The sequence below is a fragment of the Pseudochrobactrum lubricantis genome (assembly GCF_041929865.1).
Lineage (GTDB): Bacteria > Pseudomonadota > Alphaproteobacteria > Rhizobiales > Rhizobiaceae > Pseudochrobactrum > Pseudochrobactrum saccharolyticum.
Genome location: NZ_JBHEEE010000001.1, coordinates 194,978 through 214,669 on the forward strand (window position 1 = coordinate 194,978; position 19,692 = coordinate 214,669).

At 52.1% G+C, this 19,692-nt stretch carries 16 protein-coding genes; 11 read left to right on the top strand and 5 right to left on the bottom strand.

Going from position 1 to position 19,692, the window contains the following annotated elements:
* Positions 1 to 106: 106 nt before the first annotated feature.
* Genes JNC80_RS00815 through JNC80_RS00830 form a run of 4 tightly spaced genes read left to right on the top strand, consistent with a single transcriptional unit; the run spans position 107 to position 4,173 of the window.
* Positions 107 to 1,285, top strand: a complete 1,179-nt coding sequence (locus JNC80_RS00815; protein ID WP_116086744.1) for an ABC transporter substrate-binding protein — start codon at positions 107 to 109, stop codon at positions 1,283 to 1,285.
* Positions 1,286 to 1,344: 59 nt separating this feature from the next.
* Positions 1,345 to 2,424, top strand: coding sequence for an ABC transporter ATP-binding protein (locus tag JNC80_RS00820; RefSeq protein ID WP_376709202.1), 1,080 nt, complete (start codon positions 1,345 to 1,347; stop codon positions 2,422 to 2,424).
* Between the two features lie 8 nt (positions 2,425 to 2,432).
* A complete protein-coding gene (locus JNC80_RS00825) occupies positions 2,433 to 3,332 on the top strand; it encodes an ABC transporter permease (RefSeq protein ID WP_075654311.1) in 900 nt (299 codons plus the stop codon).
* Position 3,333: 1 nt separating this feature from the next.
* On the top strand, positions 3,334 to 4,173 hold the full coding sequence (locus tag JNC80_RS00830; RefSeq protein WP_022710252.1) for an ABC transporter permease: 840 nt from the start codon (positions 3,334 to 3,336) through the stop codon (positions 4,171 to 4,173).
* Between the two features lie 186 nt (positions 4,174 to 4,359).
* Here JNC80_RS00830 and JNC80_RS00835 read toward each other — a convergent pair whose 3' ends face one another.
* Positions 4,360 to 5,547: an ROK family transcriptional regulator gene (locus JNC80_RS00835; protein WP_376709203.1), complete on the bottom strand. Its 1,188-nt coding sequence runs from the start codon at positions 5,545 to 5,547 to the stop codon at positions 4,360 to 4,362.
* Between the two features lie 212 nt (positions 5,548 to 5,759).
* Here JNC80_RS00835 and JNC80_RS00840 point away from each other — a divergent pair, with 212 nt between their 5' ends.
* From JNC80_RS00840 to JNC80_RS00860, 5 genes are all read left to right on the top strand, one after another.
* Positions 5,760 to 6,509, top strand: a complete 750-nt coding sequence (locus JNC80_RS00840; protein WP_376709204.1) for a glucosamine-6-phosphate deaminase — start codon at positions 5,760 to 5,762, stop codon at positions 6,507 to 6,509.
* Positions 6,491 to 7,501 (top strand): N-acetylglucosamine-6-phosphate deacetylase, encoded by a 1,011-nt coding sequence (locus tag JNC80_RS00845; protein WP_376709205.1) that lies wholly within the window; start codon positions 6,491 to 6,493, stop codon positions 7,499 to 7,501. The genes JNC80_RS00840 and JNC80_RS00845 overlap by 19 nt, the downstream gene beginning before the upstream one ends.
* Before the next feature lie 59 nt (positions 7,502 to 7,560).
* Positions 7,561 to 8,742 carry an ABC transporter substrate-binding protein gene (locus tag JNC80_RS00850; protein WP_116087215.1) on the top strand — a complete coding sequence of 394 codons (1,182 nt, stop codon included), beginning with the start codon at positions 7,561 to 7,563 and terminating at the stop codon, positions 8,740 to 8,742.
* 106 nt (positions 8,743 to 8,848) lie between these two features.
* On the top strand, positions 8,849 to 10,081 hold the full coding sequence (locus JNC80_RS00855) for a Gfo/Idh/MocA family protein (RefSeq protein ID WP_376709206.1): 1,233 nt from the start codon (positions 8,849 to 8,851) through the stop codon (positions 10,079 to 10,081).
* A 110-nt stretch (positions 10,082 to 10,191) separates the two neighbouring features.
* Positions 10,192 to 12,930: an SEL1-like repeat protein gene (locus JNC80_RS00860; RefSeq protein ID WP_376709207.1), complete on the top strand. Its 2,739-nt coding sequence runs from the start codon at positions 10,192 to 10,194 to the stop codon at positions 12,928 to 12,930.
* A gap of 45 nt (positions 12,931 to 12,975) precedes the next feature.
* Here the strand turns inward: JNC80_RS00860 and JNC80_RS00865 are convergent, their stop codons facing one another.
* The 3 genes from JNC80_RS00865 to JNC80_RS00875 all read right to left on the bottom strand — a co-directional run bounded on the left by JNC80_RS00865 (position 12,976) and on the right by JNC80_RS00875 (position 16,596).
* Positions 12,976 to 13,908, bottom strand: coding sequence for a glutaminase (locus JNC80_RS00865; protein ID WP_116086730.1), 933 nt, complete (start codon positions 13,906 to 13,908; stop codon positions 12,976 to 12,978).
* A 147-nt stretch (positions 13,909 to 14,055) separates the two neighbouring features.
* Positions 14,056 to 15,366 (bottom strand): MFS transporter, encoded by a 1,311-nt coding sequence (locus tag JNC80_RS00870; protein ID WP_022709539.1) that lies wholly within the window; start codon positions 15,364 to 15,366, stop codon positions 14,056 to 14,058.
* A 27-nt stretch (positions 15,367 to 15,393) separates the two neighbouring features.
* Positions 15,394 to 16,596: a M20 aminoacylase family protein gene (locus JNC80_RS00875; protein WP_376709209.1), complete on the bottom strand. Its 1,203-nt coding sequence runs from the start codon at positions 16,594 to 16,596 to the stop codon at positions 15,394 to 15,396.
* A 123-nt stretch (positions 16,597 to 16,719) separates the two neighbouring features.
* On the opposite strand from JNC80_RS00875, the gene JNC80_RS00880 reads away from it, so the two are divergent.
* Entirely contained in the window at positions 16,720 to 17,628 is a 909-nt protein-coding gene (locus tag JNC80_RS00880; protein ID WP_116086726.1) for a LysR family transcriptional regulator, read from the top strand.
* 89 nt (positions 17,629 to 17,717) lie between these two features.
* Positions 17,718 to 18,308: a 3'-5' exonuclease gene (locus JNC80_RS00885; protein WP_376709210.1), complete on the top strand. Its 591-nt coding sequence runs from the start codon at positions 17,718 to 17,720 to the stop codon at positions 18,306 to 18,308.
* Positions 18,309 to 18,471: 163 nt separating this feature from the next.
* Here JNC80_RS00885 and JNC80_RS00890 read toward each other — a convergent pair whose 3' ends face one another.
* The gene (locus tag JNC80_RS00890) at positions 18,472 to 19,665 is read right to left on the bottom strand and encodes a M20 aminoacylase family protein (protein WP_376709211.1); all 1,194 of its coding nucleotides are present in this window, start codon (positions 19,663 to 19,665) and stop codon (positions 18,472 to 18,474) included.
* Positions 19,666 to 19,692: the final 27 nt, after the last annotated feature.

A 19,692-nucleotide genomic window follows, 5' to 3' on the forward strand; every position in this document is an offset into this window, starting at 1 on the left:
TTTTGCTTGCCCTGCAAAATTGATAGACTAATATATTAAAATAAAAGAACGGCCTTTCTGAGGAGGCAGGCCGTACAACCAATAAAATCAACGGGGAGGAACAGTCATGCATTTCACACGCAGACAGACATTGGGTGGTCTGGCAGCTCTTGCTACACTTCCGGCAACAAAGCTCTGGGCACAGAGCAAACTGGCACTGCCGACATCGCCGGTCGCAATCAACATTGTTGATGTCGCCGGCAATCTGGCGCTGACCCAGAAAGCAATTGAAAATTATGCTGCAGCTAAGCCGGAACTGGTTTCAAAAATTACTTTCACCAAAGCACCGGCACCCGAACTTCCGGGCAAGCTGAAAGCGCAGCAGGCCGCCAAACGTCTCGATATTGATCTGGTATTGACCGGCGCAGATGCGCTGGCTGCCGGACTGGAAATGGACCTGTGGGTCAAGCTGTTTCCTGACCACACCGCAGCCTTACCTGACCTGCAATCCATTTATCTGGAACCGGCATGGCGCATGCAGGCCTTTGCCAAGGATCACGGCGTTGCAGTCGTTTATTATCCGTCGGGACCGCTGCTCGAATATATGCCTGAGCATGTGAAAAAAGTACCAAGCAATGCGGAAGAATTGCTCGCATGGGCGAAAGAAAACCCGAATAAATTTGCCTATGCCCGTCCGGCCAATTCCGGCCCCGGCCGCACCTTCCTGATGGGACTGCCATATCTGCTCGGCGATACAGACCCGCGCGATCCGGTCAAAGGCTGGGATAAGACATGGGCTTATCTGAAAGAGCTGCATAAATATGTTGAATATTACCCGACCGGCACCGGCGCTCTGATGAAAGAGCTTGGCGAAGGCACCCGTCATATGACTGTGACCACAACCGGCTGGGACATCAATCCGCGCGTGCTTGGCGTCGTGCCTAAAGAGGCAGCCGTTGCCAAACTGGATGGCTTCCATTGGGTTGCCGATGCGCAGTTCATGAGCGTGCCGAAGGGTGTCAGCGATGAAAAACTCGCTGTTCTGCTCGATCTGATGAGCTTCCTGCTCACCCCTGAGCAGCAGGCTTATACCTATGATGAAGGCTATTTCTATCCGGGTCCTGCGGTCAAAGATGTACCGCTCTCCATGGCACCGCAATCCAGTCAGGATGCCATCGCGGAATATGGCCGCGCAGAATATGCCGACTGGATCGCCAATAATCCGGTGGAGCTGCCGCTTGATCCGGATGCCATGGTCGTTGCGTTCCGCCGCTGGGACGAAGAAGTCGCCAGCCAGCCAAAATAAAACCGGTAAACGACGGATGTCATCTGCCTTTCAGGTGACATCCGGCAATGAGGTATTCCATGCAACTTGCGTCACTACCCTTTGAGGAAATCCGGCTTGAAAAGCTCAGCCGGTCTTTCGGAGCTCATCAGGCATTAAAAGGCATCTCCCTTTCGATCAAAAAAGGCGAGTTTATTGCCCTGCTCGGCCCGTCCGGCTGCGGAAAATCCACAGCATTGAACTGTATCGCCGGACTGCTCGCGACAACGGGTGGTGGTATTTTTATTGATAAGACCCGTATCGACACCCTGAAACCGGAAGATCGCGGTTTCGGCATGGTGTTTCAGAATTATGCGCTGTTTCCGCATATGACTGTACGTCAGAATGTCGGATTCGGCCTGAAAATGCGCGGCACCCCCAAAGCGGAAATGAACAGCCGTGTGGAAGCCGCCATTGCCATGGTACGCTTGCATGGTCAGGAAGACAAATTGCCGGGGCAGCTATCAGGCGGCCAGCAGCAGCGTGTTGCCATTGCCCGTGCCATTGTGATTGAACCGCCTCTGGTTCTGATGGACGAACCATTGTCCAATCTTGATGCCAAGCTACGCTTGGAAATGCGTGCTGAAATCCGCCGCATTCATAATCAGCTTGGTGCCACAACAATTTATGTGACCCACGATCAGGACGAAGCGCTGTCGTTAGCCGACAGGATTGTGGTGCTTCGCGATGGTGAGATCCGGCAAGTCGGTTCCCCGGTCGAACTTTATGAACATCCGGATCATCTGGATGTCGCTGAGTTCATGGGCTACCGCAACCGCCTCTCCGGTAAAGTTATCGCCGAACAGAACGGCAAGGTGACACTCGATATCGGCAATGCCCATATATCCGGCACCGCACGGGTGCCGCTGACCGTCGGGCAAAATGCTGTTCTTGCAGTGCGACCGGATGATGTGAGCACGACAGCCGCAGACGCATCAACCATCCAATCAAATATTCTGGCTAAAGTTGAGACTATTGAATATCGCGGCCGCGATTTTGTCGGCACTGCCAGTACAGATAATGCACATGAACTGGTGTTTCACGCTTCAGCGAATGCAGCACCGGGCAGCGCTATCGCGCTGGCTATCGACCCTGCCCGTGCTCTTGTGTTTCCGGCGTGAGGTGACACATGAACACCTCTTCCGATCTTGAAAAACTGTCATTACGACAAAGGCTCGCCGTCAAAGGGATCGACGGTACAACCATGCTGGTTCTGCCTGCGGTTATCTTCCTGCTGGGGGTCTTTATCTATCCGTTCATCTATGGCTTGCTGCTCTCCTTCACCCCGCAAGAGGGGGAAGGTATGTTTGCCAATTATATCAAATTCTTCTCCGATCCGTTTTTGTATAAAACCATCGGAACGACATTGTGGCTGGCCATCCCTGTCACGCTGATCAGCCTGCTGATTGCTGTGCCGGTGGCATTCCGTGTCCGGCTGATGCGCCGTCAGCGCCTGCTCACCACCATTCTTGTTCTGCCGGTCACATTAGGCACGGTACTGGTGGCCGAAGGCTTGCTCAATTACCTTGGGCCTCAGGGCTGGTTTAGCCGCACGCTGATGTTTATCGGCCTTGTCGACAGCCCTTTAAAGCTGACCAATAATTACTGGGGCGTCTTCGCATCGCTGATTATTACCGGCTTTCCTTTCACCTTTTTGCTCACTTTGTCTTATGTCACCGGCATTGATCCGGCGCTGGAACAGGCGGCAGCAACTCACGGCGCCAAAAGCTGGCAGCGCTTCCGCCACGTCCTTCTGCCGCTGCTGATGCCGGGACTGGCAATTACCTTCTGCCTGTCCTTTGTGCTGGCCTTCGCAGTCTTCCCCTCCGCCGTGTTGCTTGGTGCTCCGGCAGGGCCGACACGCGTCATTTCCATTGCCGCCTATCAGGCAGCCTTTGAGCAATATGATTATTCAATGGCATCCGCTGTTGCCATGATTATGGCCACTGTGCAGCTCGCTATTGTCGCGGCAGTCCTTGGCATACGCAGTCTGTTTTATCGCGGCGCGACCAGCGGAGGTAAAGGCTAATATGATCAGAGATACCTCTATCGGATCCAAATTATGGATCACCGCCGTCTGGGTCATTGTTGCCTTTTTTGTCATCAACCTGCTGGCAATGATCGCAACAGTCGTGCTCTCGTCCTTTTCAACGCGCTGGCTCGGCACATGGCTGCCGCAGGCACTGACAACACGGTGGTACTTCACTGCATGGCGGGAGTTCCAGCTCGGTGATGTGCTGATTGTCACCTTCCAGATTGTCTTCACAGTTGTGGCTCTGTCCGGTCTGCTCGGCGTTACGGCAGCCTATGCGATGGCGCGCCGCAATTTCCCCGGCCGCAATCTGGTGATGCTGCTGTTTCTGCTGCCTTTGCTGGTACCGCCAATCACCTTTGGTATTCCGCTGGCAACTGTGCTCTATCAGGCAGGTGTCGGGGGGACATTCTGGGGCGTTGTGCTGGCCAATCTGGTGCCGACTGTTCCATTTGTTATTCTGGTGATGATCCCGTTCATCGAACAGATTGATCCGAAAGTGGAAGCCGCCGCCCATGTCTTCGGTGCGAATAAATTCCAGCTGTTCCGCTATGTACTGATGCCGATGCTGTTACCCGGCATTCTGGCTGCATTGCTGCTGGTGCTTGTCCGCACAGTTGCCATGTTTGAGCTGACATTCCTCACCGCAGGACCAACCAGTCAGACCCTTGTTGTGGCGCTCTACTATTCCGTTTTTGCCTCGGGTGTACGCTCAGTCCAGTCTATTGATGCCATGGCAGTGATCTATATGATTACAACTCTGGTATGGCTGCTGCTGGCACTGCGCTTTGTCAATCCGACACAGATTGTTGCCCGCGCCAAACAGTCTAACAATTAAAAATACACCCGCCGTCAGAGCATATGATCTGACGGCGGGTTTAGAGCGGTTACCGTTAAAATTTAAACGGTAAAATCGCTCTAACTCTTTGTTTCAACACGTATCTTATCTGATCGAAGCGGGATTTAGAAATCAGTCCGGTGGACTGATTTCCCCGCGAAGGCGCTTCACACTTTTCGGGATACGCTATAATTCTCCCGCTGCAATGGCGGGTAAGTTTCCGAGAGCGCTCTCAATCAACGGACGAATAGCGCTGTGCAAAATGTCCTGATTTTCGGTTTGCACCATAATCACATCGGGCAGTTTTAAAGCACCAACCAGCCCTTCTGCCTGAAACTGACTGCATAGCTGAGTAAAAACAGCCTGATTAGAAGTAAACGGCCCTGTCAGATACACTCTGTCAGGAAACAAAATGCGGCACATATTGCCCAGTGCCCGCGCCACAAGACGCGTTGCCAGCTGCATATCAGCATGATCTGCAAATGATGCATCCTGCAAATATCCGCCGATATCCTGCTCTTGCCCCAAACCTATCAGCTCATCCAGCCCCAGTTGCTGCAACAAGACCGGCAAAGCAACGGCTGTTTCCAGACAACCTCGGTTTCCGCAACCGCAAGGGCGATCCTGTAATGTATCGAAACGCCAATGGCCGATCTCACCAAAAGGCCCCTGATGGGCAATGCTGGCGACATCGCGGGAACAATAGGCAAGCCCGATCCCCCAGCCCCAATGCAATAATGCGGCTGTATTGACCGGCGTAGTCTCTGCTTTGAAATGTACATCCAGCTCGATATCCAGCTGGCGGAACAAACAGACAAGCGGCGTAACAGGGTTCAAGGCTTCAGCGAGATTAAAATCCCGCACCTGCGGCCAGCGGGATGTAATCAGCCAGACCCGTTTTTTAACATCAACAATACCGGCCACGAGAATTGTCGTGCCGACATGCACCATCATATCCGGTTGTGAAGCCCGCAATGTCTGTATCATTTGTTGCAGAAAAACCGTCATCTGCTGATTATCCGCATCATCATTCAAACGCTTTGTCTGCGAGGCAAGAATATTACCCTGCAAGTCCAGCAAAGCGCCTTCCACCAGATAGCTGGTCATTTTAATAACAGTGAAACCGACCCGCTTTGCATTCAATCGTACAAGTGTTCCGGGGCGCCCGCGTCCGCGCCTTTCCGCCACGTCTTCCGTTACAAAACCATTATCCAGCAAATCCGCGATAATGCGGGAGGTTGTCATGGATGTCAGATCAAGCGCTGCCGCAAGGCTGGCGCGGGACTGTCCATCCGCCTCCAGCAGACTACTGACAACACGGGCACAATCACGCTGATGCGCATCGGAAAAGCGGAGATTCTGAAAATTCTGCATAGCAACTCATCCCATATTATTATTTTGAATAATATTATTCAAAAATAACTTGCAAGCCTAAAATGAAGGTGTATTCTTTTAATCAGGAGGAGGCAGAGGTCATTGTCAGCTTAAAAAAGCGACATTACCGATCAGCCTTACAATCAGAGCTTTGCAGCCTGCGTCATGCGCGGGAATGCTGATGCTTTGCCTTTTAAAACGGGGAGAATGGCGTGGAAATACGTGTTTTCGACACGAAACAGCAATTGGGAGAGGCCGCGGCAAAACGTGGTGCGGAGGCCATCAGATCGGCACTGCGCAACAAGGGGAAAGCCTCAATTATTGTTGCTACCGGTGCCAGCCAGTTTGAAATGCTGGAAGTACTGATCCGCGAACCGGATATTGACTGGTCCAAAGTCACCGCTTTTCATCTGGATGAATATGTCGGCATGAAAAAGAGCCATCCGGCAAGCTTTCGCCGCTATCTGATTGAGCGCGTTGTTGAACCGCTCGGCGGTAAAGTCACACTTCACGAAATCAACGCCGAAGATAATCCGGAAGCAGAAACCGTCAGGCTCAGCGAGCTGATCATGGGTGAAACCATTGATGTTTGCTTTGCCGGTATCGGCGAAAATTGCCATCTGGCTTTTAATGACCCGCCTGCCGATTTCGAGACTGAAAAACCTTATATTATTGTTGATCTGGACGAAGCCTGCCGTCGCCAGCAAATGGGTGAAGGCTGGTTTGCCACACTGGAAGATGTGCCTGCTCAGGCTATCTCCATGAGCATTAAACAGATTATGAAATCGTCCCTGATCATTCTATCCGTGCCGGATCAACGCAAGGCGCAGGCTGTTAAAAATGCCCTTGAAGGATCAGTAACGCCGCTTCATCCGGCATCCATCTTGCAGAACCACAACAACACTGTGGCTTTGCTCGACACACAATCAGCATCGCTTTTATCATGCGCACCAAAGGCTTAACTGATCTTCAGGTTAACGGCTTTGCCGGTGTTGATTTCAACTCCGGTAAGCTTACCGCATCTGAACTCGACCATGCATTAGAAGCTATGCGCGCGACAGGTGTCACAGCCTGTTTGCCGACGCTTATCACTGCGGCACCGGATGTATTGCTGCAGCGTATTCAAGTGCTGGATAATGCCATTCAGCATAGCAGACTTGGCCGTCTGATGTGCTTAGGCCTGCATATTGAAGGGCCGTTTCTTAATCCGCAACAGGGTTTTGCCGGATGCCATCCGGCTGGCGTTATGACACCACCATATGCCAACCTGATTGATAATTTGCAGGCGCGGATCACCACACCGATCCTGCTGGTGACGCTGGCGCCGGAACTCTCCGGTTCTGAAGAATTTATTGCAGCGATGAAGGCCCGCAATATTCTCACAGCTATCGGCCATTCTGATTGTAGTTTTGAGACTGCGGCTCAAGCAGCCTCGGCCGGAGCCAGTCTTTCCACCCATCTCGGCAATGGCCTGCCGCAGCATATGCCAAAGCTGGATAATCCGCTGTTTGCCCAGCTTGCTGAAGATCGCCTCACCGCCTGCTTCATTGCCGACGGGTTCCATATTCCGCCGCAAGCGCTCAAAGTAATGATACGGGCGAAGGGGATTTCATGCTCCGTTTTGGTAACCGATGCGGTTTCCGCAGCAGCGGCGGAGACAGGCTTTTATCATTTCGCGGATATGCGGATTGAGCGCCATGACAATGGCATGGTCAAAAATCCGAATGGCGCCGGTCTTGCCGGTTCAACGCTGTGTCTCGATCAGGCCGTGCGCAATCTTGTGACATGGGGCATTGCCTCCTTTGATGAAGCAGTGCGCATGGCATCCGGTAATGTTGAGGCACTTCTGGCGCCTGTTCTCGCTGCCCGAGGCATTAAGCAGCCTGTGAGTTTCATCGAATGGACATCTGATCTGTTTATACGGAAAGCAACCTTTCCGGAGCATGACGCATAAGCATCAAAACCGCTTTACCTATAAAAATAAAAAAGGGGAACAGGATGAAAATCAATGATCTGAGAATGAACCGGCGCGTGCTGATTACAGGTGCATCTGCCACCGCATTTCTGGCTGGAAGCGGCTTAAGTTTTGCTCGCAAAATGCCGCTACCTGCCAAACCGGTCGAAGTGAAGCTGATGGATGTCGGCGGGGCTTTGTCGCTCGTCCAGCCTGCGCTTGAACTTTATGCCGAGCGCAATCCGGATAAGGTTTCCCGTATTGTGTTCCTGAAAGCACCGGTGACCGAACTGGCCGGCAAGCTCAAAGTACAGCAAAAGAGCAACCGCGTTGATATTGATCTTGTACTGACCGGCAGTGACGGTCTCGCAGCCGGTCTTGTCGAAGACACGTGGATGCAAATCCTGCCGGAATTTAATGAAACTTTCCCTGATATTGAGGCCAATTACGAGCCCGCAGCCCTGAACCTGCATAAAATTCAGGGTGCCGGTTACGGTGTGGTTGTCACCTATTACCCTTCGGGCCCGCTGCTCGAATATGCACCGGAGCGTGTGGCAAAAGCACCGGAAAGTGCAGAAGAACTGCTGGCCTGGGCAAAAGAAAATCCGGGCCGTTTCCTCTATGCCCGTCCGACAAATTCAGGCCCTGCCCGCACCTTCATGATGGGGCTGCCTTATATTCTCGGTGACAAAGACCCGACCGATCCGATCAACGGCTGGGAGAAAACATGGAGCTATCTCGCGGAACTCGGTGATTATATTGATTATTATCCGGCGGGTACCGGCGTAACTATGAAAGAGTTCGGCGAAGGTTCACGCGATATTATCGTGACCACCACCGGCTGGGACATTAATCCGCGTGCGGTCGGCATTGTGCCGGAGACAGCGAAAATCTCCACACTGAAAGGTTTCCACTGGGTTTCTGATGCCTTCTTCATGTGTATTCCGAAAGGCGTGAAAGAGGATGTTCTGGCGGTGACGCTGGATATTATGGCCTTCCTGCTCACACCGGAAGCACAGGCCTTTGCCTATAATGAAGGCTCGCTCTATCCGGGGCCTGCGGTGAAAAATGTGCCGCTATCCATGGCACCACAGCATAGTCAGGACATTATCAAGCAATTCGGCCGGCCTGAATATGATGATCTGATTGCCAATAATCCGATTGAGCTGCCGCTGAAACCGGAAAAAATGGTGCAGGCTTTCCGAAAGTGGGATGAGCTGGTCGGCGCACGCAAATCATAACCATTACACCTTCACCCCCAGACTGCGGAGCCTGCAGCCTTGTGTATCTATTCGATATACAGCGCTCTAAAGCTCCGCATTTTTTCCGGTTAAAGCGGATAGCATTATGACACAGATCCCGCAGGTTGCTCTTATCGGTGCCGGTTATCGCGGCAATGCCTATGGCGATATTGCCCTGAAAAACCCGCATCTTATGAAATTTGCCGCCGTCTGCGATATCAGACCGGATGCGGTTGCTGCATTTGCCAGCAAGCATGGCATTGCGCCGGAGAACTGCTTTTCAGACAGTATCACCATGCTCAACGCGTTCAAAAGTATTGATGCAGTTGTGGTTGCCAATCTCGACAAGGATCATGAAACTATTGCCGTTGCCGCTCTGGATCGCAAATTCAACGTGCTGCTGGAAAAACCGATGGCTTCCACGGTTGAAGCCTGTCAACGCATGGCGGAAGCCGCCGATCGTAACCAGCGCTTTCTGATGATCTGCCATGTGCTGCGCTACACACCGTTCTTTGCTAAAATCAAAGAGCTGATTGAAAACCGGACTTTCGGGACTGTGCAAAGTATCCGCGCTTCCGAAAATATCGGTTATTATCATCATTCGCACAGTTATGTGCGCGGCAATTTCCGGCGCTTAGAAGACGGCAGTCCGCTAATCTTGGCGAAATGCAGCCATGATATGGATATTCTGCACTGGCTGACGGATGAAACGCCTTTACGTATTTCCAGTTTCGGCAGCCTGAAACAATTTACTCCGGAAAATGCCCCGCAAGGCGCTGCGAAACGTTGTCTCGATGGCTGTCTGGTGGAAATGACATGCCCATATTCCGCACGCCGGATTTATCTGGGTGAACATACCGGCTGGCCGGTTTCCATGATCTCCGTTGACACCAGTCTTGAGGCACGCACGCAGGCGATCCGTAACGGGCCTTATGGCCGCTGCGTTTATCACAGCGACAATACAGTGGTTGACCGGCAGATTGTCGGTATTGAATTTACCAATAATATTACAGCCAGTTTTGAAGTTCATGCCTTCAACAAGCGCACCGAACGCCATATTCATATCGGCGGCAGCGAGGGAGAACTGACCGGTTGCTTTGAAGACGGCAGTCTGGCGATTAAATTCTTTGATGACCGGCCGGATATTACAATTCAAATTGAAACACTTGCCGGTGATCATATGGGCGGCGATCTGCGATTGATGGAAGATTTCGCCACTGCGCTACGTGCTCCTTATGGACATGAAATCAGAACCGCCGCTCAAAAATCAGTCACAAGTCATCTGATGGCGCTGACTGCAGAACAGGCCAGAGTGAGCAGACAGGTCATTGAGTTGTGAACTCCGCATGTGCTTGATCGCGCGAGGATAATATATTCAGATCATAATTATCTATGTTACATGAAGCATGTATTCCGGCATTGTATTGTCGGAATTATTGCGGAGGAAGCATGATGATTTGCAGAGTGATCAGTATAAGCCGGATCAAAAAAGAAGCTGTGCGCTTACTGGTGCTGCTACTGTCGGTTTTCACAGTCACTCATTCTGCTCTATCCCAAAATTTACCTCCCTATCAGGAACTGAGTACCAGACACATATGCGAAGCCACATCAGTGATGGCTGCTCCGGGGAAATCCCCTGCCCATATGTTGAAATCGGGCGAAGAGGTTCGGTTAAAGGACGTCACTTTCGGGGCAGATAATCTACCCTATTTTGCAATCGACTATGCAACCGGAACAGGCCTGCAACGTGCAACAGGTTTTGTGCCTGTAGAAAAAATCAGTCATTTTTGCGATTTCACCAAGCGTTCTGACAGCGGTCACAGTTTTCAGGCTCCTCCCAATACCTGCCATCTGATCGCGGTTAAAACAGACACGCTAACAGCTTTGAACAAGCAAGCCGTCCCTCTGAAAGAATATCGCCCGTCCATGGCCGCTTACCGATTGGCTGACGGTCAATATGCGCTTTCACTTGGCCTGCTGAATATTCGGGCAAGCGGGAATATTTTGGGGCGCGCCAGTGATCTTCCCGAAAACAGCGAATGCTCAACAGGCACCGAATTCATTGAAGCATTAGTAAAAAATGAAAAGGAATTTTCAGAGGGAGAGAATGATCGCTTTGCCTCTGTCTCCGACCGTCTTGCTGCTGCCCGCAACTTGATGGAGCAGACAGGAGATGCAGCTAATCTTAAGAAAGCCTGCGATCTGGGATTGAACGAAGCCTGCAGCAGCTATGCTGAAGCGATCTACAATATAGAAGATCCGGACGGCACTTTACCCGCAAAGGTTACACATTACGCTCTGATGGGCTGTATGGGCGGAGACATACGCGGCTGTCAGCTGGCGATCAACCGCACAGACAATACATTGGAGAATGCGCAGTTTCGCGCGGTCGAGGGCGGCACCGGCAATGCTGAAGATCTTGTACTGCCTGAACTTGCCAAGCCGGGCTGCGACGCACGTCAGGCTGTGAGCTGCATTCTGCTTGCCCGCGGCACCGCAACTTATACAAAGCCTACGCTTGCAGAGGCCGCATCGAATTTTACCGCGAAACTCACAGCATGCAGATCCGGTATTGCATGGGCTTGTGAAGAAGTTCCTGATGCCTTCGGATATGTTGTGCAAGCCCGTGGTGAATATACATCTGCAACAGCCGACGAGAATTATTCACTCGGATCATTGACCGAAGAAATTTGTACGCCCGGCCCGAAACAACCCAATATTGTGCACTGTAAACCCGCTTATTATAAATATCGGGATTTTCTGCAGGCAAACAAAACGCCGCCACTCACGGATACAAGAATTGCAAAAGCAAAAGGTTTGCTTGAACGCGGCTGTATCGCGGGTGATCCGGCAGCCTGTGCGGTACAATCCAAACTAACTGATCACTGGTCTGCTGAAGACCGGAATGCGGCAGCTGCCAGAGCAATCAAGTTGTGCGCCGGACAGTCTGACAAGGACAGCATTTGTGACAATCTTGGTGTTGCGCTTGATCCAAATCTCGAAACGGCAAAACCTGCCCAGCGCACACTCTACGACACGCTTGTTATGACATGCATGACAGACAAAACGTCCAACGGTCCGCAGGCGTGCAGCGCTGCGGTATCCGCCTATGCTTCTCTGGAAAGCACGGATCAGGTACACAATATTGAAACAATGCTGGCGAATGCGTGTAATAATGAAAATATCAATGGCTGTCAGACATTAGCATCGCTTATCGCTACAAAAGCGCAAAATAATCCGGAGACAAATCAGTCACCTGAGGAAAACAAAAGCGTCACTCTGTTATCCGTGCTGCGTACCGGTTGTCGCTTTGATGACAACCCCGCCAGTACCTGCCTTTCCTTAGCAGATAGTTTGAGCTCTGCCGGTGAAGTTAACGCCGCGATGGATGTCTACACCAAGACGTGCGGATATCAGGTTACTCACGCCAACGAAAGACTTGCGGATGTGCGTATTTGCTATGATGCAGCCAAATTCGCACTAAGTCAGAAGACCCGCTATGCCAGTGCACTGCAATGGTCGGAATTTGCCTGCAATTCTGCCGATCTGGGGCTGTCTCCCTATGCATGCAAACTGGCCGGAAATATCTATGCCTCAGGACTTGGTATAGAAGCAGATTTACAAAAAGCCGCTATAGCCTATCGGAACGGATGTTTTCATCCTTACATGAAGACGACAGATGGCGAGGCCTGCCTCAAATACGGAAATATGTTGCTGGAGGCGCATGATAACCCCGACAGCGCAGCCTCTGTAACACCTGACGATCTGCAAAATTCAGGTGACATGATATCAGAAGCTTCCAGAGCCTATGACATGGGCTGCATGGACAATATTGAGCAGGCTTGTCAGGCAAACCGGAAATTGCTGACCGACTGGAGCAAGGGACTATATTCCCATAACCGCGTGCAGTGCCGCGTTGAGGATGACCGTGGGTCTGTCTATTCCGACAAGATATGCCGTGAATTTTCATTCTACCAAGCTGACGGGCAACTCAAAGAAGAACGCCGTCAGATCAGGCTCGAAGTCTATGTATGGCCCGACGGTGACCGCAGCGTCGTCTATCAAAGAGATGGTACGTGGTTACTCAACGAGGTAACAACAGCCGGACTTCGCCATGTCGATGCAACAAAATGCTGGCGCAATCCGGTTTCAAAACGAAGCTTCTGTGTCAGTCCCCTTCAGGAGTAAGGTTTTTCGTTTTTGCCCGATGCAAATCTCACAGAGAATGTCGCTTCAGCTCCCGAACACAGACCAGCCCATGCGGCGGCACAGGATTTCCAAAGCCCGTGTGCCAAGCAGCGAGTTGCCGTGCTGGTTCAAGCCCGGTGACCACACAGCAATGGATGAAATACCGGGAACGATAGCGAGAATACCGCCACCGACACCGCTTTTGGCTGGCACGCCGACACGAAATGCAAAATCGCCGGAGCCGTCATAGTGACCACAGGTCATCATCAGCGCATTGATACGCAAGGCCCGTTCCACACTGACAATACGGTGGTTGCTGACAGGATTGCGACCGGATGCAGAAAGAAACAGCCCTGCCCGCGCCAGTTGCTCACAGGACATCGCCAAGGCACATTGGTGGTGATACACACCCAGAACATGAGGAGGCAGATTGTCGAGATTTTTGTTGGCTTTCAATAAATTGGCCAGCGCCGCATTATTGAAGCCGGTGCGGTCTTCTGCTTTTGCCACCACTTCATCAATATAAATATCGTCGTCTTCAGCGATGGATTGCACAAAACGTACAATCTCGCCGATCGTTTCACGCGGCTGATGCGAGCTCAGCAAAATGTCCGAGATAACAATGGCACCGGCATTGATGAACGGGTTGCGCGGCAGTCCTTTTTCCAACTCAAGCAAGACACTGGAGTTAAAAGGATCGCCTGAAGGCTCGCGGCCGACACGCTGCCAAATGCCATCCCCTCTTTTGCCCAGAGCCAGCGCCAGAGCAAACACTTTGGAAATACTTTGGATAGAGAATTTTTCCTGAGCGTCACCGGCAGAAATCAGCGTGCCGTCATGAAGCATAATGGATATGCCGAATTTCGCGGGATCAACCTGTGCAAGAGGCGGAATATAATCAGCGACTTTGCCACGGATACCGGTATCTTTGATTTCAGCCTCGATTTCATCGAGTACGGCGCGCAAACGCTGTTTCAACTATTTTACACCTTTGAGATACCGCTATTGCGTAACCAACAGTCATGAAAGCAGCGGTGACCGGTTTACACCGCATCACCGCCCGCTTGTGAGCCAGAATGGCTAAACAATGCCAGCCATTCTGTCCATTCTCAAATGCGCGATCTTTTAACGTTTAACGTCAAAATTACGGGTTTCCGGCATCATAAACATTGCCACAAGCGAAATCACACTGGTTGCAACCACATAATAAGCCGGTGCCACAGCACCAAAAATGCCGATCAGCCATGTGATAATAAACTGTGTGGTGCCGCCAAACAATGTCGCACCGATCGCATAGATCAGGGAAACACCGGTGGCACGCAGAGCAATCGGCATCATCTCAGGGATTGCCACAAGGCTTGCAGCACCTGTCATCGAGGTGAGCAGTGTAATCGCAGCGGTTACAATCAGCAGCACAGTCGCATCTTTGGATTCCGACAGCCAGAAGAACAGCGGGATAATAACGATCATCAGCACGATACGCGGCCAGATCATCACGCCTTTACGGCCGTATTTATCAGCAAGATAACCGGCAACGAGGGCGAAAATGAAAGTCATCGTACCGCCAAGCACTGTACCGGCCTGCGCCAGTGTTGCCGGCAGTTTCAGGGTCTGAATGGCATAGGTGGTCATGTAGTTGCCTACCTGTGTCGACACGGTGGTGGAGATCATCACCAGAATACCAAGTACCAGAAAACGGGTGTGATCAGAGAAGACCGAAGTCACAATCTGCGTACCGGTTTTATCGCTCGGCTTTTCCAGAGTTTCCGGCAAAGCGCGGCGGATATAAAGCGCAATCGGAATAAGTGCCAGCGAGACGAGGAACGGAATACGCCAGCCCCATGACACCAGATCTTCATGCGGCAGATACCATGACACCAGCACGCCCATCAGGCCACCGGCAACAACGGCGATACCCTGACTGGCAATCTGCCAGCTGGCATAAAGGCCGCGCTTGTCGCGTGGTGCAGCTTCAATAAGCATAGCCGATGCCGGTCCGACTTCACCGCCAAGTGCCAGCCCCTGCAACAGGCGGCACAGCAGAACGATGATCGGCGCGGCAATACCAATGGTTTCATAGCTTGGTGTTGCGGCGAGACCCAAGGTACCGACGGTAATCAGCGTCACGGTCAGGATCATTGCAGCGCGACGCCCTGCTTTATCCGCGAAAGCACCAATCAGAACGCCGCCAAGCGGACGGGTGAAAAAGCCCACACCGAAAACCGCAACCGAGGCCAGAAGGCTTGCTGTTTCACTGCCGAGCGGGAAGAAGGTCTGCCCGATATAAACCGCGAAAAACGAATAGACGATGAAATCGTAAAATTCGAGGGCGTTACCGGCAACGGCCGCAGCAATTGCCTTGACCGGTGGTTTTTCAGACTGGCCGGACAGATCGTCCGAAGCCGTATGCGGCGCGTGCATAACAGAAGCGCTCATGGTTATCCTCCAACAGATATAATAGTTTTAGTCTTTACGGCCTGTGGTGCCGTTCAGAAATTCCTCCGTCAAGGCCACCCAATAGGCGGCTCCCTCAACGATATTCGCGTCATTAAAATCGAAGCCGTCATTATGCAGCGCACGGCTCACAGGGCCCGGCTGATCGCCGTTTCCGAGGAAAATATAAGAACCCGGACGTTTTTCGAGCATGAAGGCGAAATCTTCACTGCCGGTCATCGGGGTGGTCTGCGCAACAAAATTACCCTCAGCGGCAAAGCGTTGACCGACCTCACGTGCAAACTCAGTTTCTTCAGTGGAATTCTGCAAGGCAGGATAGCCGCGAACATAATCAATATCGGCTTTAACGCCGAAACTCTGTGCCTGCGTGGCGACCAGATCACGAATACGGTCTTCAAGCAGATCGCGGACTTCCGGCTTGAAACAGCGCACCGTCAGTTCGATCTGTGCAGTCTCAGGAATGACATTATTCGCCATACCTGCCTGCATAACACCGACGGTAACGACAGCGGCATCCAGCGGATTAACATTTCGTGCGACAACAGTCTGCAAAGACATTACGATAGCAGCGGTTGCAACAATCGGATCAGCCGTTGTATGCGGCTGCGCACCATGGCCGCCGCGACCGGTGATCTTGATGGAAACACTGTCGGACGATGCCATCATCGCCCCGTCATAAAATTGCAACTGGCCTTGCGGGGAACCCGGCATATTATGAATACCAAACACGGCATCGCACGGAAATTTTTCAAACAAGCCGTCAGCAACCATACGGGCTGCACCGCTATCAGGCCGGCCATATTCTTCAGCAGGCTGGAAAATCAGATTAACAGTACCGTTGAAATTGCGGCGCTCGGCCAGCGCTTTTGCAGCGGCGAGCAGCATTGTTGTGTGACCGTCATGCCCACAGGCATGCATCACACCACTATTGACGCTGGCATAAGGCAGACCGGTTGCTTCCAAAATCGGCAGCGCATCCATATCCGCACGCAGACCAATGGCCGCTGAGCCGTCACCGCTGCGTAACTGGCCGACAATACCGGTCGTGCCGATATTGCGCTCAACCTTATAGCCCCATTTTTCCAGCAGATCAGCGACAATGCCACCGGTTCTGATTTCGTTAAATGCCAGTTCAGGGTGCTGGTGCAGATCGCGCCTCAGCGCAACAAACTCCTCAACATCGCGCTCAATCAGCGTTCTGATGTTTTTCATGACTCCACCCTCCTAGACTTAAAAACCATTACCGATGTTAGCTACGAGGTGCATTTTCATTTGTCCAATGCATAGTAAATTTGATAATCATGCATAACAGGCATACCAGTTTAGGAAAGTTTCATGAACATTCAGCAATTACGACATTTTATTGCGCTTGCTGAGAAAGGCTCTTTCACACGGGCAGCGGAACATGCGCATCTCACCCAACCGGCACTGTCGCGCAGCATTGCGCAACTGGAAGCCGAGCTGGGGATGAAGCTGGTTGATAGAATCGGCAAGCGCTGTGAAGTCACGGCTTTTGGCAATGTGGTGCTCGACCATGCACGCCGCGTATTATTCGAGACAGAAGAGCTTTATCGTGTGGTCAAACAGCAGCATGAAGGCAGTGCGGGAAGGATCAGGATCGGACTTGGGTCAACACCAAGCGCCCTGCTCACAGCGCCGCTTCTGAGCCGGTTTTCAACCACCAATCCGTCTTTGCATATTCTGCTGATGCGCGGTTCCATTCCGCTGCAGGTGCAGGCATTGCGGGAGAGAACTCTGGACATGCTGGTCGTGGAGATCAGAGGTGTGACGATAACCGCAGATCTGCATATTGAAATGCTGCCCGCATTGCGCACAGGTTTTCTGGTCAGTCAGGGGCATCCCTTGCTGCAAAATCAACAAGTCAAATTTTCTGATCTGCGGCCATGGCCATTGGCAACCACCATCCTCGCACCGGAGCAGATACGCAATATGGTCGCGATCTACGGGCCGGAAGCCCATCCCGATGAGAGCGTAACTTTCCACTCCGACGCGATTGACGGGTTGCTTCAGACTACATTGAGCAGTCAAACCATTTATTACGGCGTTATCGCACCGGCACATGAACTGATAACATCAGGACAACTGGTGGAAGTTCCTGTGCGTCCGGTTTCAGACACGTCGCAATTCGCCATCATTCGTCTATCCGGCCGTTCCCAGCCGCCGATGTTCCCCATTCTGCGTAATCTCATTCGCGAGAGAATGGAGGAATGGAGTGCGATTTGACGGCTTTACCGCCATCAGCAGCTCCGGTTCTTGACCATGCGCTTATTATTCTCCAGTAACAACACATACAGACAGTGCCGGAGCATCCCGTGAAAACCATTGCAATTGATTTTGAAACTGCCAATGAGCAACGTGGCAGCGCCTGTTCTGTCGGTCTGGCATGGATTGAAGATGGTCAGGTCGTGCGGGTTGAAGAGCGCTTTATCCGGCTGAAAACTATGCGTTTTTCCTCTTTCAACATTGCCATCCACGGCATTCGTCCGGAGCATGTGGAAGATGCCGGAGAATTTCCGGAAGTGATGGATGAATTCGCCGATGATTTTACGGGAGCAACAATGATTGCTCATAATGCTGCTTTTGATTTCAGTGTCTGGCGTGCATCTCTGGATCAATATCAGCTGAGCTATCCCGAACTGCATTATCTGTGTTCCGTCAAAATGGCACAAAAGGTCTGGCCGCAATTGCCGTCACACAAGCTGAATATTCTTGCTGATTATCTTGGGCTGAGCTTTCATCATCATAATGCTGCGGAAGATGCTGCGATCTGTGCTCAGGCAACAATCGCTATGGCACATTCTATAGGTGCCGCCACATTGGCGGACATGCCGCGCATGATCGGTATGCGTGCCGGACGTCTCTTTGCCAACGGATATGAAGCCTGCACCAGCCGCAAGAAATAATGATAGAAGTGCATATAAAAAGGTGGCGAACCACCTTTTTATCTCTCAGATACGTTTTGCAAGAGCGTTCTGCATGTAATCGGATCCACTGCACCCGCTCTATTTCTTTGTTTTAACGCATGTCTTTATCCCAAAACCGGTGCCCACTTTTGGGAGACATGCTTTAGCTATTACCACCGGCAGCCAGATAACGTTCAGCCAGTCGTGCCCAGAGGGCAGAACCAACCGGCAGATTTGCATCATTGAAGTTATATTTCGGATTATGCAGCACGGCTGAATCCATGCCATTGCCAAGACGCAAGAAACTGCCCGGCTTGTGCTGGAGGAAATAAGAAAAATCCTCGCTACCCGGGATCAACGGACAGGTTGAAACCTTGGCATCACCGATCAGCTCACGCGCAACTTCCGTCGCAAAAGCGGTTTCCGCATCGGAATTGACCACCACCGGATAGCCCAGCTCATATTTGATCTCAGCTGTTGCACCATAGGCTGCCACATGCTGCTCAGTCAGTTCGCAAACGCGCTTTTGCAGCAGCTCACGCACGACCGGTGAGAAAGAGCGGATGCTCACAGCCAGATCAACATCATCAGGAATAACATTGGATGCTTCGCCGCCGTGAATTGTGCCGACAGTGATCACCGCTGTTTCAGTCGGATCGACATTGCGGGCAACCACAGTTTGCAAAGCCATCACCAGACTGCAGGCGACCATCACCGGATCAACGGTCAGATGCGGGCGGGAGGCGTGGCCGCCTTTGCCGATGACTTTGATATAGGCCGTATCAGCCGCGGCCATCATCGGGCCGGAACGGGTGAGAATAGTGCCTTCCGGCGCACCCGGATGATTGTGCAGGCCGAAAATCGCATCGCACGGAAAGCGCTCGAACAGACCGTCCGCGATCATTGCCTGTGCACCGCTGATTTCACCGGCTTCTTCAGCAGGCTGGAACACCAGTGTCACAGTGCCGTTGAAATTCTGTGTCCGTGCCAGATGTTCAGCCGCACCAAGCAGCATGGTTGTATGGCCGTCATGACCGCAGGCATGCATTTTACCGGCCACTGTACTTGCATAAGGCAGGCCGGTTTTCTCCAGAATTGGCAGCGCATCCATATCGGCACGGATCGCAACGCTGCGACCTCCGGTACCGACAGTCAGCCGGCCGACAACACCGTGACCGCCGACATTGCGGGTAACGTCATAGCCCCAGCCTTCCAGCTTTTCAGCGACATAGGCTGCGGTCTTTTCTTCTTCGAAAGACAATTCAGGATTGGCATGGAGATGATGGCGTATTTCTTCCAATGCGCTGCGGCGTGGTTCAAGATCGGCGATACGGGCGAAATTATCGGACTGTGTCATGGTCTGCTCCCGTCCTCATAACGGGAT

Excerpts from the sequence above, each read along its gene's own strand:
- JNC80_RS00815 (WP_116086744.1), top strand. The coding sequence starts at position 107 with ATGCATTTCACACGCAGACAGACATTGGGTGGTCTGGCAGCTCTTGCT.
- JNC80_RS00820 (WP_376709202.1), top strand. The coding sequence starts at position 1,345 with ATGCAACTTGCGTCACTACCCTTTGAGGAAATCCGGCTTGAAAAGCTC.
- JNC80_RS00825 (WP_075654311.1), top strand. The coding sequence starts at position 2,433 with ATGAACACCTCTTCCGATCTTGAAAAACTGTCATTACGACAAAGGCTC.
- JNC80_RS00830 (WP_022710252.1), top strand. The coding sequence starts at position 3,334 with ATGATCAGAGATACCTCTATCGGATCCAAATTATGGATCACCGCCGTC.
- JNC80_RS00835 (WP_376709203.1), bottom strand. The coding sequence starts at position 5,547 with ATGCAGAATTTTCAGAATCTCCGCTTTTCCGATGCGCATCAGCGTGAT.
- JNC80_RS00845 (WP_376709205.1), top strand. The coding sequence starts at position 6,491 with ATGCGCACCAAAGGCTTAACTGATCTTCAGGTTAACGGCTTTGCCGGT.
- JNC80_RS00855 (WP_376709206.1), top strand. The coding sequence starts at position 8,849 with ATGACACAGATCCCGCAGGTTGCTCTTATCGGTGCCGGTTATCGCGGC.
- JNC80_RS00860 (WP_376709207.1), top strand. The coding sequence starts at position 10,192 with ATGATGATTTGCAGAGTGATCAGTATAAGCCGGATCAAAAAAGAAGCT.
- JNC80_RS00870 (WP_022709539.1), bottom strand. The coding sequence starts at position 15,366 with ATGAGCGCTTCTGTTATGCACGCGCCGCATACGGCTTCGGACGATCTG.
- JNC80_RS00875 (WP_376709209.1), bottom strand. The coding sequence starts at position 16,596 with ATGAAAAACATCAGAACGCTGATTGAGCGCGATGTTGAGGAGTTTGTT.
- JNC80_RS00880 (WP_116086726.1), top strand. The coding sequence starts at position 16,720 with ATGAACATTCAGCAATTACGACATTTTATTGCGCTTGCTGAGAAAGGC.
- JNC80_RS00890 (WP_376709211.1), bottom strand. The coding sequence starts at position 19,665 with ATGACACAGTCCGATAATTTCGCCCGTATCGCCGATCTTGAACCACGC.